The organism is Mycoplasma feriruminatoris (genome assembly GCF_000327395.2).
GTDB classification, from domain to species: domain Bacteria; phylum Bacillota_I; class Bacilli_A; order Mycoplasmatales; family Mycoplasmataceae; genus Mycoplasma; species Mycoplasma feriruminatoris.
Genome location: NZ_CP091032.1, coordinates 1,032,171 through 1,047,645 on the forward strand (window position 1 = coordinate 1,032,171; position 15,475 = coordinate 1,047,645).

Here is a 15,475-nt window from a genome sequence, read left to right on the forward strand (position 1 = left end):
TAATTATCTTAGTAAATAATAATCGTTTAGGAGTAAATTGTGAATATTATTGAAAAGATTAAACAAAATAAAATTAATTTATCTCCACAAGAATTAAAAGTGTGTGATTATATTCTAACTAATATTTCAGATTATCAAAACTTTTCTGTTAAATCTATTTGTAAAAAATTAAATGTTCAACCTTCAGTAATTACAAAAACATTAGTTAAATTAGATATTGGTGGATTAAAACAATTAATCTCTTATTTAGAAAATAATGCTAACTTTTTTAAAACAGAAACAAAAGTATCATTTGATAATATCATTGATGAATTTGAAAATAGATTAGAAGATTCATTAAAACAATTAAAAACTAATTTAGATATTAATTATTTAAAAGAAGTTGTTTGTCAAATTCTATCAAGTAAAAAAATCATTTTGTTTTGTACTGGTAAAACTAAAATTCTTGCTAACTTTTTGTTTTTCCAATTACTAGAATTAAATTTATCTGTTGAATTATTTTCTAACTTATTTGATTCAAGAGCTTATGATGTTGATAATGCTTGTGTTATTGTAATTTCAACTTCAGGAAATAATAGTAAGATTAATCGTTACTTAAACTTTGTTAGTAAGAAAAATCTAAACACTATTATTGCTATTACTTCTTCACCAACATTAAAAACCGATGTTAAAGTAAACTATCATATTCATGGTAGTGAAGAAAACTTTTTTATAAATGATAATAGATCTAATCCTATGATAGAAAAATATAAAATTCAATATATTCTAGATCTAATATTTTTATTAATCATTAATCAAATTGATCTAAATAATTTAAAATTTCAAGAAAGAGTAAAAACAACTAATTTAATTTAGTTGTTAAGTAAAAAGATATTAATATCTTTTTTTATTTAGATTTATTTACAACTCATTCATTAGTTCTAGTATCACCTAAATTATCTATTAAACCTTTATCTTTTAACTTAGAAATATCTCTTTGAATTGTTGATTTTGTTACATTTAAAAATGATGTTAAATCATTATAAGAAATATTAGGTTGTTTTGATAATAAATCTAAAATCATTTCTAATCTTTGTTCTTTTTTTAGTTTTTTATTAGTAGTTATAGCTTGTAGATCGTTATTAATTAAAGGTTCTTTTACTAAACTATTTTCTATTTGATCAAAATTAAAGTCAAAATTTCTATTATATAAAATTACTTTTACAAAACTAGGTTCTATAAAAAACTCAGGTTGTTTTTTAAAACCTTTATAATCGTCAAAAACTCTTCTAATTCCTGAAGCATAATTTTCAATAAATTTTAATTTATATAAAACATTACAAATAGACACATTTCTCTTATAAGATCATCCTTTTTTAGCTTCATCTAAAGTTAAATTAAAAGGAAAAGAACCAGGAGAATAAACTTCTATTCTATTAGAATAAAACTCAACTCTAATATCTTGATCAGTTGAATAATCTCTATGACAAAAACAATTTAAAATAATTTCTCTTAATGAAGAAACAGGATAATCTCTAATTTCTTCTCTTTTAGCCTGAGAAAAGATTTGAGTTTTTGTTTGATTATTTAAATCACATAAGTATAAAAGATCATCAATTTGTTTTATCATTGAACCATCTAAATTTTGTCTATCAAGAAATATTTTATTTTCTGTTGATTGATAAACTGCAAATTTAGTTATTAATGGGTTTTGGTCACTTAAAAATAAAGCAGTTTTTGTATAAACACCATCTCTATTAATTAGTGATAATGCATTTTTATTAAAAACAATATTTTCTTTTTCAAATTTTTCTTCAACATATTTAAAAGTCAGATCTTTAAATAAAGCTGGTGAATCATCATATTTTGTTGTAATATCTTGTAAAAGCATTTTTTTAATTTGTTCAGCACTTGCTTTAACTGTTCTTGATGAAAATCTTATATAAATATTATTAAAATCAAAATTATCTTTTGTTTTATAACAATATGGTTTTGAATTACCTTCTAAAATCTTAATTATAAAAGGAAAAGAGTTTGGATATATAGTTATAAAATCTAAAACACTAGGAGAAAAAGAATCTACAAGTCAATTAGAAATAGTTTGCTCTCATTCTTTTCTTTTTTTTAATATTTGTTCTTTATCAATTTGACCATCATCAGTAACACCAAGATGAATTTCTCCACCTTTTGTATTTAAAAAAGCCACTATTTCTCTTTTAAAAGAATTATCTTTAGTAGATATATCGTATTTATATTCAATATTTTTATCTTCCATAACTATCTCCTTTTTTTGTTTTTTTGATTATACTCATTTTCTTTATTATTATACCCAAATATTCTTCTAATTATATTCAATTATACTCATTTTAGGTTTTATTATACTCATTTAGTGCTATTATGCCCATTTTATTAATATATTATATTCATTTATTATACTCATTATATTCATTTTGAATTTGATTAATAAATTTAATAATAATTAGAATGTGAAAAAAAATGAATTTTTATTTCTTTTTATTCTTTTTTATTCCTTATTTGTAATAATTTATTATTTTTCACATTTTTTGTAAAAAATATAAAAACTTAAATTTGTGTTTTTCTAAAACTGTTATTTAGCAAAAATAAGATATAAATAAGGAGGAAAAATATTAATATGGATTTTAAATCTAAATTTTCAAAAGACGGTTTTAAAGCTGGATTATCAGCATTTAGAGCTGCTCTTGAACAATTTGGTCGCGCTATTTTAGTTCCCGTTACTGTGATTCCTTTACTAGCTTTGATCGCTGCTATTGGATATACTGGTCAAGCAATTATAGCTCAAGTTTTTCCTAAAGGTGGACCTAAGGTTGCACCAAAAGAACTAGTACTAGCTATTGATGCTATTAAAGATCTAGGATTGATTGCGATTGCAAATATTGACTTTTTAGTTGCAGTTGGACTGGCTGCTGGATTAGCAAAATCTGAAAAAGTTTCAGCTGCATTGTCAGGATTAATGGCTTATGCTGCTATACACTTAGCAACAGCATTAATTCTAAAAATTATTTATGGTGATCCATCAAAAACTGAACTAATATTTGAAGGTGTTAAAAAAGGTGTTAAAGACATCTTTGGTTTAAAAGAACGTTTTGGAGTTTTATCGTTCCAATATAGCGCATTTGGTGGAATGTTAGCAGGATTATTAGGTTATACAATTCATAAATATACTTACAAATTAAAATTCCCTGAAGTGCTTTCATTTTTTGGAGGACCTAAATTCTCACCAGTTGCAGCAACTTTAGCTGGTTGATTATTTGGTTTACTTTTAGGTTATGTTTGAGTTTATATCAGCAAAGGTTTATATGCTAGTGGAGAAGGTCTAAGAAGATTAGGTGCATTTTCTCCATTCTTATATGCTTCAGCTGAACGTGCATTACTTCCATTTGGAATTCACCATGTTTTAAACTTCTTTGTATACTACACTCCAGTTGGAGCTAAATGAATTAATGCAAGCGGAAAAGCTGTTGAAGGAGCAATTAATGTTGCTTTAGCTAAATTAGCAGCTAACGAACCAATTTCAGCAAGACTAGATACTTGAGTTATTAATGGTACTTATGTAACTAAAGTCTTTAGTTTATCTGGAGCTACTTTAGCTATGTTTTTTGTAATACCAAAAGCTAATAGAAAAGTTTATGGATCAGCAATTATTTCAGCTGGTGCAGTTTCTACGTTATCTGGTGTTACTGAACCTATTGAATTTACTTTCTTATTTGTTGCTCCTATTTTATATGTAATTCATATTTTCTTAACAGGATTCCAAAACATGATAATGTATCTATTAAACTTTGGATCTGTAACAACTAGAGGTAGTGGAATTATTACTTGATTAATTGTTAACCCAGCTAACTTTAGATTAATTGAAAATGTTTGAGGAACTTGAGTTGTTGGACCAGTTATGGCAGGAATTTATTTTGCTATATTCTACTTCATGATTAAAAAATTTGATTACAAAACACCAGGTCGTCAAGAAGGTGGATTAACTCACTTTGTAACTAAAAAAGAATTTAAAGAATTACAAAAAGAAAAAAAAGAACTAGAAAAACTAGAATCAGAAACAAATCAAAAAGAATCTAAATCTGAAATTAATGATGAGTTTATTAATAATATTATCGTTGGATGTGGTGGAAAAGATAATATTAAAATCATGGCAAACTGTGTAACTAGATTAAGAGTTACAATGTATGATGTTAAAAAATTTGATAAATCAATTGTTGATAAAACTAAACCTTATGGATATAAAGAAATTGGAAATCAAGTTCAAATTATTTATGGTCCAAAAGTAACTAATATTGCTACTTTAGTTAGAGAAAAACTAGGAGTTGAGTCTTAATGCCTTGTGAAAATATCATTGAAAAGATTTATTTAGGTGATCAATTTTCAAAACGATTAGTCAATCCAGATAAAGAATTAAAAATTAGTAATGTTTTTTATAATATTTTAAAAAAAGATAAAGATGAAATATTGTATCAAACTAAAAACTTTATATTAACTAAAAATAAGTTAGCAATTAATTTATTAGATTCTCATGATGTTAGAGATTTTAGTGATGATCTATTTGTTCCAGCAATTAAGTTTTTAATGCAAAATCCAATTGATAAAACTTTATATACTCATTGTCAGTTAGGAATTAGTCGTAGTGCTTCAACTATATTTATGTTTTTAGTAATTAAAGGAGTAATTGATAATAATTTAAGTTTTGAACAAGCTTTAGAAAAATATGTTAAAGATATTTATCCTTTTATGAAAGTTAATTTAGGAGTTTATACATATTTAAAAAATAATTATCCTTTTTATAATATTAAAGCTAAATTAGATACAGATTGAAAGGATCTTAAATAATGATATATATTGATTTTGATTGAAATATAGTAAATATTTGAGATGAAGATAAACTAATTAAAACTGAAAAAGCTTTAATACTAAGAGACCTTTTAACTAAAGACATTATTGCTATTGGTAATAAAACTGATGAAGAGATGAGAAAACCTGGTAATTTTTTATCAATTAATTGTACTGAAAATAGAAAAATTGGATCTTTTGAAGATTTAGATATAAGAGTTAAAAAATTAATCAAAGATAATGATATTAAAGACTATAGATTAGTAAATAGATATAATGAATATATACCTAATCTAAATACAATTAGTGAAGTTGAATTTTTAAAAAAGATTAGTAAAGATTATGATTATTATGTTGAATTTAGAAATGATGAAATCACAATTTTTAATAATCAAACTAATGAAATTAAAAGTATAAAAAAAGGAAGAGCTTATCTTCAACATTATATTCAAAGTATTTTTTATCTAAACTATAATGCAACTTTAAACACTAAAAAAAGTTGAGATTTAATTAAATTAATTAATCAAAAACAAGAAATTAAAACAGTTGTTTGTAGATCTTTAATAACTGGAATTGATGAAGATATTAACATTCTAAATAAAGACTTTTTAACTAATGTTTTTCAACAAATTAATGTTGAAGTAAACAACTTATTAGATTTAACTAAAAAAATAAAATACGATCAAAAATATATGGAGAACTTTAACTGTGTCAGATAAATACATACCTTTAATAGTTAGTATAATTTTAGGGCTATTTTTACTAGTAATTGGAATAATTATTTACTTTATAACTAAAAAGAAAAAAGAACAAAATCTACAAGTATATAAAAGTAAAAATTCATTTGTTTCAATTATTGCAACAGCATTTATTGTAGCTGGTGTTTTAGTTATTTTATTTGGTGTAATTAGTCCTTTATTAAATGGTTTGCGCAGTTAATTTTTAACCCAATTCTTTTTAGAGTTGGGTTTTTATTTTATAGAAAGGAAAAAAATGAAGATAAATTTTAAATCTAAATTTTCTAGTATTAGAGCTAGTTTAGAAAATTTTGGACGAGCAATTTTAGTACCAGTTACAGTAATTCCAATTCTAGCTTTAATTGCAAGTATTGGGTATTCTGGTCAAGCAATTTTAGCTTCAGTTTATACAAATACAAAACCTCCAACATGACTTAGTATTGCTGTTAATGCTATTAAAGATCTTGGAATGATTGCTATTTCAAATATTGATTTTTTAGTAGCAATTGGATTAGCTGCTGGATTAGCAAAATCAGAAAAAGTATCAGCTGCTTTATCTGGATTAATGGCATATGCTTCAATTCATTTAGCAACAAATTTAATGTTAAAAATTGTTGATCCACATATGTTAGAAGAACCTAATTTATATGGTTTAAAGTTAAGATTTGGAGTTATGTCATTTCAATATAGTGCTTTTGGTGGAATGATTGCTGGTATTGTTGGATATTTAGTTCATAAGCACACTTACAAGTTAAAATTTCCTGAAGTACTTTCATTTTTTGGAGGACCTAAATTCTCACCAGTTGCTTCAACTCTAATTGGATGAGTTGTTGGATTATATTTAGGTTTTATTTGAACTTATATAAATACTGGATTAAAAGAAATAGGTAATACTTGATCTAAATTAAATGCCTTTGCTCCGTTTTTATATGGAACAACTAATAGAGCTTTAAATCCATTTGGATTACATCATGTTGTAAATTACTTTTTATACTATACAGAAGTTGGAACTAGTTGAACTGATAAAGATGGAAAATTAATTACTGGTATTTATGCAGTTGCTATTGCAAAACTTGGTGAAAATGTTAAATTAACTGCTAAAGATACTTGAATTATTAATGGGACTTTTCCAACTAATATCTTTAGTTTAACTGGAGCTGCATTAGCTATGTATTTTGCAATTCCAAAAGAAAATAGAAAAGTTTATGGAACTGGAATAATTTCAGCTTTACTTCCTTCAGCTTTATCTGGAGCAACTGAACCTATTGAATTTACATTCTTATTTACTGCTCCTTTATTATTTGTAATTCATATTTTTTATACTGGATTTACTTATATGTTTATGTATTTATGTGGTTTTGCACAAGTTTCAACTAGAGGTAGTGGAATTATTACATGAGCAATTGTTAACTTAATTAATGCTAGAAATATTCAAGGATTTTGAGGATTATTTGTAATTGGTCCTATAATGATGGTTGTTTATTTTACAACATTCTATTTTATGATTATTAAACTAGATTTTAAAACTCCTGGAAGAGATGGAAAAACTGCTAAATTAATTAGTAAAAAAGAATATAAACAAGCAAAACAATTAGAAAAACAAACTGATATAAAACAAAAAGAAACTAAAAAAGATGATATTGATGATGAATTCATTAATAATATCATCATTGGATGTGGTGGAAAAGAAAACATTCAAATTATGGCAAACTGTGTAACTAGATTAAGAGTTACAATGTATGATGTTAAAAAATTTGATAAATCAATTGTTGATAAAACTAAACCTTATGGATATAAAGAAATTTCAAATCAAGTTCAAATTATTTATGGTCCAAAAGTAACAACTATTGCTACTTTAGTTAGAGAAAAACTAGGTATAGAAGGTTAGATAATCAAATATCTAATTTATTTGATAGTGACATAACTAATAAAGTTTTTTATAATAATTTTGTAGATTAAGTGTAAATATGCTTGTGTGAATATCTTTTGTGTGAATGTTCTTGTGTGAATGCAACTAGATTTATATAAAGGATATTAGTTTAAATGAAAAAATTATTAACAATTTTAGGATCGTTTACCTTACTTACAATTCCTGCTTTTTCTGTTGTAAGTTGTAATTTTTTTAATTGACATGCAGGTGAAGAATATAATCCTGAAAGTATTACAAATTACTTACAAAAAGCAAAATATGTAGGTGATGTTAACACACAAATTGGTTTTTTTAAAAATAAAGATGGTCAAATACAAATAGTTCCGTTTAAACCAACAACAACAAAAGTTCCAACAACTTTACCTAGCCAAATTACTAGTTTAAAAGATGCTTTTAAAGGTTTAAAGAGTTCTTATGTTGATGGAATACAAAACTGAGATACTTCAAAAATAACAGATATGACAAGTGTTTTTGATACTGCTGTTGAATTTAATCAAGATATATCTAATTGAAATACTTTTCAAGTTAAAAATATGAATTTTATGTTCACAAGAGCAAAGAAATTCAATCAACATTTAAGTAATTGAAAAACTAACAATGTAACAAGTATGAGAGGTATGTTTAAACAAACTGAACATTTTAACGGTGATATTTCAAAATGAGATGTATCTAAAGTAACTGATATGCACAGTATGTTTCATTCTACAAAAAGCTTTGATCAAGAATTAAAAGATTGAAAAACAAATTCTTTAGAAAATATCAGTGGTATGTTTCAAAATGCAGAAAGATTTAATAGAGATTTAAATACTTGAAATACTCAAAAAGTTACTAAAATGGAAAATACTTTCCAAAATGCAAAGAAATTTAATGGAAACATCAAAGATTGAAAAACTAATAATGTAACAAGTATGAAAAATATGTTTACTGATGCTATTGAATTCAACAATGACATTACTGAATGAAACTCAGAAAAAGTAAAGGATATGAGTTTTATGTTTCAAAATGCAAAAAAATTCAATCAAGATATTTCAAAATGAAAAGTCTCTAATGTAGAGAATTTTAATGGTATGTTAAGAAATGCAAGTGATTTTGATAAGTCTCTAAATGGTTGAAATTTTGATAAACAAATAGCATCAAATAAAAAATATCAATTTGCTGATGGAACAAAAATAAGTTCAGAAACTAGCAAACTTCCTACTTGAGATAAACCAAAAACTAAATAATTAATATCAAGGAGTGTTACTGGACACTCTTTTTTTATTTTTAATCAGCAATTAAAATTCTATTCATTTTATAAAATAAAATTCATAAGATTAAGACTTATAATAGCAGCGTGTGAAATATACAACTATTAAAAACAAAAAAGGATTAACTTATATGAAAAAGTTATTAACTGTATTTGGTTCAATCACTTTACTTGCTACAACTAGTGCTATAGTAGTATCTTGTGAAAAAATTCAACAAAATAATAATAATAAAACAGATTCAACAATGACTGTGGCTACAAAAATGGATAAAGATAAAAAGATAGACCAGCCAAATAGTCCTAAAGGTATGAAAAACACACACACAATGACTGGTGTTATGCCAAAAAACGCTTTAATGACCAAAACTAATTATGAAGATCCGCTAATCTTTTCAGAACTTTATGATATAGATGGTCATTTTAGTGAATACGAAAGAAAGAAACATTTAAGTGCCACATCAGATATGGTGTTAAAAAATTCTAGAGGTGTTGATTTAAAAGAAAAAGGTTTAATTCCTAAAGATACCGATTATGAAAGATTAAGTGATACAGAAGATTTAATTTTAGAAAATAGCAACGCTATAAGAACAAGAAGATAAGTTTTATAATTTTGAAACAAAAAATGAGTCAATTTTGACTCATTTTAGTTCTATTTCCTTATTCCATGACCATCACGAAGATCAAAGGGCCGGTAAGAACTAACACCGCCTATCAAGCTGATTAAATATAAATATTTAATACAAGTTAATAATATCAAATAATAATTAAATTAAAAATATTAATCAAATTTACTAATTATTAGTTAAACTAAATTATTGATTTTAATAGTTTAAAATATAACTATAGATAGAAGTGATTTGATGTATTTTTTTTATTCTGAAGATATTTTTTTATTAAATAATCAAGTAAAACAAACTATTAAAGAACTACAACAAAAAGATCAATATGATGTAGTTAGTTTTTCTTTAATACAAGATGATTTTAATAATATTTATGATAATGTTACTAACTTTAATTTTTTTAGTTCTAAATCAATTATTGTAATTAATGATGCTTATTTTGTAACTGAAATTAAAACTAATTTTAATAAAAACTATAGTTTAAATAAACTTGAAATAATGTTAAAAAACATTAACAAAAACAATGTAATTATTTTTACTTTAAACTCTGATAAGTTTTCTAAAAAACTAAAAATCGCTAAGTATATTGAATCAAACTTTACTACTAAACATTTAGAAAGTTGAACTGAAAAACAAACTATTAATTACATTATTAATTATTTAAAAAACAAAGATAAAAACATTGATCTAAACTTAGCTACTTATATATATAACTTACTACCAAATGATCTACAAATCATAACTAATGAAATTAATAAATTAGCTAATCTAAAATCAGATCTAAATTTAGAAATAATTAAATCTAATTTTAGTAAGTATTATAATGAAGATATTTTTAAATTAGTAGATGCTTTTATTAATAATGATATTAATTTATTTATTAAACTTTATCGTGATTATATTTTATTAAATGATGATATTATTGGTCTTATAAGTTTATTAGATTCAAATCTAAGTTTTTATAGAGATGTAATGATTTTAAAAAATCAATTTAAAACAGATCAAGATATTTCAAGTATTCTAAAATCACATATTTATAGAGTAAAATTAGCTATCAAGAATTCTTATGATATTAATCTATTAAATGATAAAATTAAAATAGTTTATAAAATTTATAAAGGTATTATTAATTGAAATATCAATAAAAAAACAATTGTTGAATACATGCTTATAAAAAATATGAAAGGATAAAAAATGCAAGAACTATATTTAAAGTTAATTAATTTAGGTTTAAACATTTTAAAAGTAGACAAACTTAAATATTTTATTTTAAAAAATGAAGAGTTTAGATTAAAATACATTGATTTAGTTAATGATATTTTAACTTTAGAAAAAAATCATAATCAAAATTTAGAAGATAAAGTATTTGGTACAACTTTTGCAAAAGCTTTAATTTCAATTACAAAACAAACTAACAAGCAACGTTTTGAAACAAAAGATCATATTAAAGTTGAAGACATAGAAACTAATTACAACCAACTAGTTTCTTATATTGTTAAAACATTTAAAGTTGTTAAAAGTAAACTAGTTAGTTTAAATGAAGAAATTAGTGAAGAAATAATTAATAAAAATGCTATTTTAACTGATCAAGTAATTAGTAAAGTTGAAGCACGAATCGCAAAACAAGAACAAGTTAAAGAATCAGTTACAGATAAAACTAGTGAGCAAGTAAAAACTAGTCAAACTGAACAAGTTGAAGTTAATACAGTTATACCAGTTGAACAAATTGAAGTTGAACAAATTGAACAAAAACAAACTAATCAACAAGCTGACTTTTTAAATTCTTTTAACCCTAATATGTTTGCTAATTTAAATAATGCAGAATTACCAGTGTTACCAAGTCAAGATCCTAGATTTTATCCTTACAAAGGTAAACCTAAATTTATGCCTTATTTAAAAATTGTTTTATGCGTTTTAGCAGTACTTTCAACAATTTTACTAGCTTCAAGTTTATTGTATTTATCATATACAACTATTGATATTAGTAGTAATACATATGCAGGGTTGATTGAGCAAAGTAAAGGATGAGATGACTTATTTAAAGTTGGAGATAAAGAAATTTTAAAAAAATTTCCAATTGGAATTTCTCAAATAACTTTAATGTTTATAAGAGGATTTGGATTACCAATTCTAATTTATATGATCCCAACAATTCTAATTTGTACTTATACTAAAAAGTCTTTATCAAATCCTAGAGAAAAATATCGTATACCATTATTTCCTATAATTTTCTTTATTATGTTCTTTATAGGTTTAACAGTTAATCTATATGAATTTACTTCACTTGAAAAATTCAAAGATGCTTGACAAAAAGCATTAATGGCATTTACAAGTAAAAATGATGTTGACGTTAATAAACTTTTTGAAGAATTGTTAAAAACTCATATTAAAAAATTCCAATTAGGTGTTGGTTTAGTACTTAGTTCATTAGTTGTAACTATTTTAACTTTACTTCTAGCTGTTGTTTTAATTATTGTTAATCCAAAATTAGACAGAGAAAAAATTATGAAAGCAACTTTAGAACACCAAAAAGCAGTAATGGCTATTATGCAAGGACAAAGATATGAAATGGATCCTAGCTTATATGAAGAAGATGAAGTTGAAATTAAACACCCATCAAAACTAAAATTATTCTTCTTAAAATTAAAAAATAAAAACAAAAAAGAAGATAGTAAAGATACAAATAATTAATAAAAAGATCCTAATTTATCACTGTGTTTAGTGTTTAAATCAGGATTTTTATTTTGTTTAATTTATATAAATATACCAATTAATTATTAAATAAAGTTTTTATAATCTTAAATACTATTATTATAAAGTTTTTTTTAATATAATTAATAAGTATATTTATGGCAACATGGCCAAGCGGCTAAGGCACGGGTCTGCAACACCCTGATCGTCGGTTCGAATCCGATTGTTGCCTCCAATAAGAAAACAAAATAGCCAATTGGCTATTTTTTTAATTATTAGAATAAGTAATTTATAATATTTAGTAGGTTTAATTAGTGTTTTTAAAGTAATAAAATTATTTTAAAGTCAATATAGTTAGGAAGTTATAGTATGATTGATGATAATAAAATATTTGATAATCATATCCATTTTAATGACGAATCAAAATATAAAGATGTTAATGTTGAGCAATTAATAAAAGAATCAAAAGAACATGTATCTGGTTGATTATGTGCTAGTTTTGATTTAATTTCTAGTCAAAAAGCAGTTGAGTTTTCTGAACAATTTGAAAATGTTTATGCAGCTATTGCGGTTCATCCAAATGATGTGCAAAACTTTGATGATAAAGTGTTTGATGAGTTTGAAAAACTAATTACAAATAAAAAAGTAGTTTGTGTTGGAGAAACAGGATTAGATTATTTTTATTCTAAAGAATATGTTGAAAAACAAAAAGAGTTTTTTAAAAAACACATTGATCTAGCAGTTAAGTATAATAAAGTGTTACAAATGCACATAAGAGATCAAAAAGATCAATTTGAAGCTTATGATGATGTTATAAAAATCATAAAAAATCTAAATCAAGTTACTAAAAGTGTTCATTGTTTTTCAGCTAACGCAACTTATGCACAAAAGTTTTTAGATTTAAATTGTTATATTAACATTGGTGGGGCTGTTAGTTTTAAAAATGCAAAAGACCTACAAGAAGCAGTTAAAATTATTCCACTAGAAAAAATGTTATTAGAAACTGATGCGCCTTATTTAGCTCCTCATCCTTATAGAGGTCAAGTTAATCATCCTAAATACATTTATTTAACTGCTTTAAAAATAGCTGAACTAAAAAATGTTGATGTAGAAGAAGTAATTAGAATAACTACTCAAAATAGTAAAAAGATTTTTAATATAAATTAGTATGATCAAAACTACAAGTCAAATCAGTCATTCATTAGCAATAACTCTAGTTATTGTTTCAGTGATTCTATTTATTCTAGCTATTTTATCTATTGTGCTTATCTTTTATTTTTATAAAAAGAAAAAACAAGAACATACTAATCAGTTGCAATTAAAGAATAATAAAAAACAAAGTTATTTTTGATTCTTATATTTAATTTTTATAGTAGGTTTGACTTGTTTTTTAGCAGGTATTTTATTAATGTTTTTAGGTACTTCTAATTTATAAAACAAATTAAAAGCAATCTTTAATAAGATTGCTTTTTTAATAAAAAAGAATTGCCTTTGCAATTCTTAATCAATATTTTCTAATGGATATTGTTTTTTTAAATAAAATAGTAACATTTGAATATCAGCAGGATTTACTCCAGTTATTCTTGAAGCTTGTCCGATATTTAAAGGTCTAATTTTTTCTAGTTTGTCTTTTGCTTCTGTTGCAAGATTATCAACTTTAGAATAATTAATATCTAAAGGAATTTTTTTACGTTCTAGTTTAACTAATTTTTCAACTAGATCACGTTCTTTTTTAACATAACCTTCAAATCTAATTTCAATAACTATTGATTGTAATTGATTAGTTTTTAGTTTTTGTAAGCTTGGAACAAATTCAATTAATTCATCAATTTCAACTGTAGGAATTTTAAGTAATTCATAACCACTATATCCGTGAGTTATATCAGCTTGATTTTTATTTTTTAAATTAATTGCTAATTGTGATTTTGGTGTAAATCTAATTTCTTTTAATTCATCAATAGCTTGTTCTATTTCTTTAACATAAACTAAATATTGTTCTCATTCAGCATCACTAATTAATCCGATTTCTCTTCCATATTGTTTTAATCTAGTTTCAGCATTATCATTTCTTAATAATAATCTATGTTCAGCTCTACTTGTTAATAATCTATAAGGTTCTCAAACACCTTTATTAATTAGATCATCAATCATAACACCAATATAAGCTTCATCTCTTCTTAAAATAATTGGTTCTAAACCATCAATTTTTCTAGAAGCATTAATTCCAGCCATTAACCCTTGACCAGCAGCTTCTTCATACCCACTAGTTCCATTAATTTGACCAGCTGTAAATAAATTTTTAACTGTTTTTAATTCTAAACTTGGTGATAATTGCATTGGATCTATACAATCATATTCAATTGCATAAGCTCAATGCTTTACTCTTACATTTTCAAATCCTGGTAATGACTTTAACATTAATTCTTGAATTTCAATAGGCATAGAAGTTGAAAAACCTTGAACATATCAAGTATCTCCATTTAAAGTTTCAGGTTCTATAAAAATTTGATGAGTGTCTTTTTCTTTAAATCTAACTACTTTATCTTCAAAACTAGGACAATATCTAGGACCAATTGATTCAACAGTTCCAGAATACATTGCAGATTTTTCTAAATTATCTTCAATAATTTTTTTAGTTTCTAAAGTTGAGTGAATTAAATAGCATGGTTCTTGTTTTTCAATTGGAGTATAAGTATTTGTTGAAAAACTAAATGCTAATTTCATATCTGTTCCTGGTTCAACTTTAGCTTTACTTAGATCAACTGAATCTCTATAAACTCTAGCTGGTGTTCCAGTTTTAAATCTCATTAATTTAATTCCTAAATCAATTAATGACTTACTAATTCCTTTAGTTGTAATTTCATTATTTGGTCCAGATTCATATCTACTAGTTCCTTTTAAAATTTCAGATTTTAAATAAGTTCCAGTAGTAATAATTACAGCTTTAGCATTTATTATAGTTTGGTCATCTAAAATAACTCCAGTAACAGCTTTATTTTCATCATAAACTAATCCAATACATGCTCTTGTGATTAATTCTAAGTTAGCTTGATTCTTAATCACATTTCTCATATATTTTGAATATTCTTCTTTATCAGATTGTACTCTTAAAGCTCAAACACCAGGCCCACGAGATGAATTAAGTAATTTAGTTTGTAAAGCAGTAGCATCAGCAGCTTTAGCCATTTCTCCACCTAAAGCATCAATTTCTCTTACTACTATTCCTTTAGCAGGACCACCAACGCTTGGATTACATGGCATTGTTGCAATTTTGTCTTCATACAAGTTAATTAAAGCTGTTTTTTTATTTAATCTAGCACTTGCTAAAGCAGCTTCAACACCAGCATGCCCACCTCCAACAACAATTACATCATAATTACTTTTCATACCAAATCAC

The 15,475-nt window shown here is 24.4% G+C and carries 14 protein-coding genes and 1 tRNA gene; 13 read left to right on the forward strand and 2 right to left on the reverse strand.

Annotation, left to right across the window (positions count from 1 at the left end):
* The first annotated feature begins 39 nt into the window (after window positions 1–39).
* Window positions 40–855 carry a MurR/RpiR family transcriptional regulator gene (locus D500_RS04340; RefSeq protein ID WP_008363618.1) on the forward strand — a complete coding sequence of 272 codons (816 nt, stop codon included), beginning with the start codon at window positions 40–42 and terminating at the stop codon, window positions 853–855.
* A gap of 31 nt (window positions 856–886) precedes the next feature.
* Here D500_RS04340 and D500_RS04345 read toward each other — a convergent pair whose 3' ends face one another.
* The gene (locus tag D500_RS04345) at window positions 887–2,254 is read right to left on the reverse strand and encodes an ATP-binding protein (RefSeq protein ID WP_008363619.1); all 1,368 of its coding nucleotides are present in this window, start codon (window positions 2,252–2,254) and stop codon (window positions 887–889) included.
* Window positions 2,255–2,632: 378 nt separating this feature from the next.
* Here D500_RS04345 and D500_RS04350 point away from each other — a divergent pair, with 378 nt between their 5' ends.
* The 12 genes from D500_RS04350 to D500_RS04405 all read left to right on the forward strand — a co-directional run bounded on the left by D500_RS04350 (window position 2,633) and on the right by D500_RS04405 (window position 13,513).
* On the forward strand, window positions 2,633–4,345 hold the full coding sequence (locus D500_RS04350; RefSeq protein WP_239759439.1) for a PTS transporter subunit EIIC: 1,713 nt from the start codon (window positions 2,633–2,635) through the stop codon (window positions 4,343–4,345).
* Window positions 4,345–4,854, forward strand: a complete 510-nt coding sequence (locus tag D500_RS04355) for a protein-tyrosine phosphatase family protein (protein ID WP_008363758.1) — start codon at window positions 4,345–4,347, stop codon at window positions 4,852–4,854. Before D500_RS04350 ends, D500_RS04355 begins: the two co-directional genes overlap by 1 nt.
* Complete coding sequence (locus D500_RS04360) at window positions 4,854–5,573, forward strand: hypothetical protein (RefSeq protein WP_008363756.1); 720 nt, start codon at window positions 4,854–4,856, stop codon at window positions 5,571–5,573. Before D500_RS04355 ends, D500_RS04360 begins: the two co-directional genes overlap by 1 nt.
* Window positions 5,563–5,793 (forward strand): cytochrome c oxidase subunit II, encoded by a 231-nt coding sequence (locus tag D500_RS04365; protein WP_008363753.1) that lies wholly within the window; start codon window positions 5,563–5,565, stop codon window positions 5,791–5,793. Before D500_RS04360 ends, D500_RS04365 begins: the two co-directional genes overlap by 11 nt.
* A gap of 54 nt (window positions 5,794–5,847) precedes the next feature.
* Entirely contained in the window at window positions 5,848–7,479 is a 1,632-nt protein-coding gene (locus D500_RS04370; RefSeq protein ID WP_239759442.1) for a PTS transporter subunit EIIC, read from the forward strand.
* Between the two features lie 155 nt (window positions 7,480–7,634).
* A complete protein-coding gene (locus tag D500_RS04375; RefSeq protein WP_008363260.1) occupies window positions 7,635–8,744 on the forward strand; it encodes a BspA family leucine-rich repeat surface protein in 1,110 nt (369 codons plus the stop codon).
* Window positions 8,745–8,898: 154 nt separating this feature from the next.
* Window positions 8,899–9,366, forward strand: a complete 468-nt coding sequence (locus D500_RS04380) for a lipoprotein (protein ID WP_008363262.1) — start codon at window positions 8,899–8,901, stop codon at window positions 9,364–9,366.
* A 261-nt stretch (window positions 9,367–9,627) separates the two neighbouring features.
* Window positions 9,628–10,578, forward strand: coding sequence for a DNA polymerase III subunit delta (gene holA, locus D500_RS04385; RefSeq protein ID WP_008363264.1), 951 nt, complete (start codon window positions 9,628–9,630; stop codon window positions 10,576–10,578).
* A gap of 3 nt (window positions 10,579–10,581) precedes the next feature.
* On the forward strand, window positions 10,582–12,078 hold the full coding sequence (locus D500_RS04390; protein WP_008363266.1) for a hypothetical protein: 1,497 nt from the start codon (window positions 10,582–10,584) through the stop codon (window positions 12,076–12,078).
* A 160-nt stretch (window positions 12,079–12,238) separates the two neighbouring features.
* Window positions 12,239–12,313 (forward strand) — tRNA-Cys (locus D500_RS04395).
* Window positions 12,314–12,447: 134 nt separating this feature from the next.
* Window positions 12,448–13,245, forward strand: coding sequence for a TatD family hydrolase (locus D500_RS04400; protein ID WP_008363268.1), 798 nt, complete (start codon window positions 12,448–12,450; stop codon window positions 13,243–13,245).
* Between the two features lies 1 nt (window position 13,246).
* The gene (locus tag D500_RS04405) at window positions 13,247–13,513 is read left to right on the forward strand and encodes a hypothetical protein (protein ID WP_008363270.1); all 267 of its coding nucleotides are present in this window, start codon (window positions 13,247–13,249) and stop codon (window positions 13,511–13,513) included.
* 65 nt (window positions 13,514–13,578) lie between these two features.
* On the opposite strand, the gene mnmG is transcribed toward D500_RS04405, so the two are convergent.
* Complete coding sequence (gene mnmG, locus D500_RS04410; protein WP_008363271.1) at window positions 13,579–15,465, reverse strand: tRNA uridine-5-carboxymethylaminomethyl(34) synthesis enzyme MnmG; 1,887 nt, start codon at window positions 15,463–15,465, stop codon at window positions 13,579–13,581.
* Window positions 15,466–15,475 lie beyond the last annotated feature (10 nt).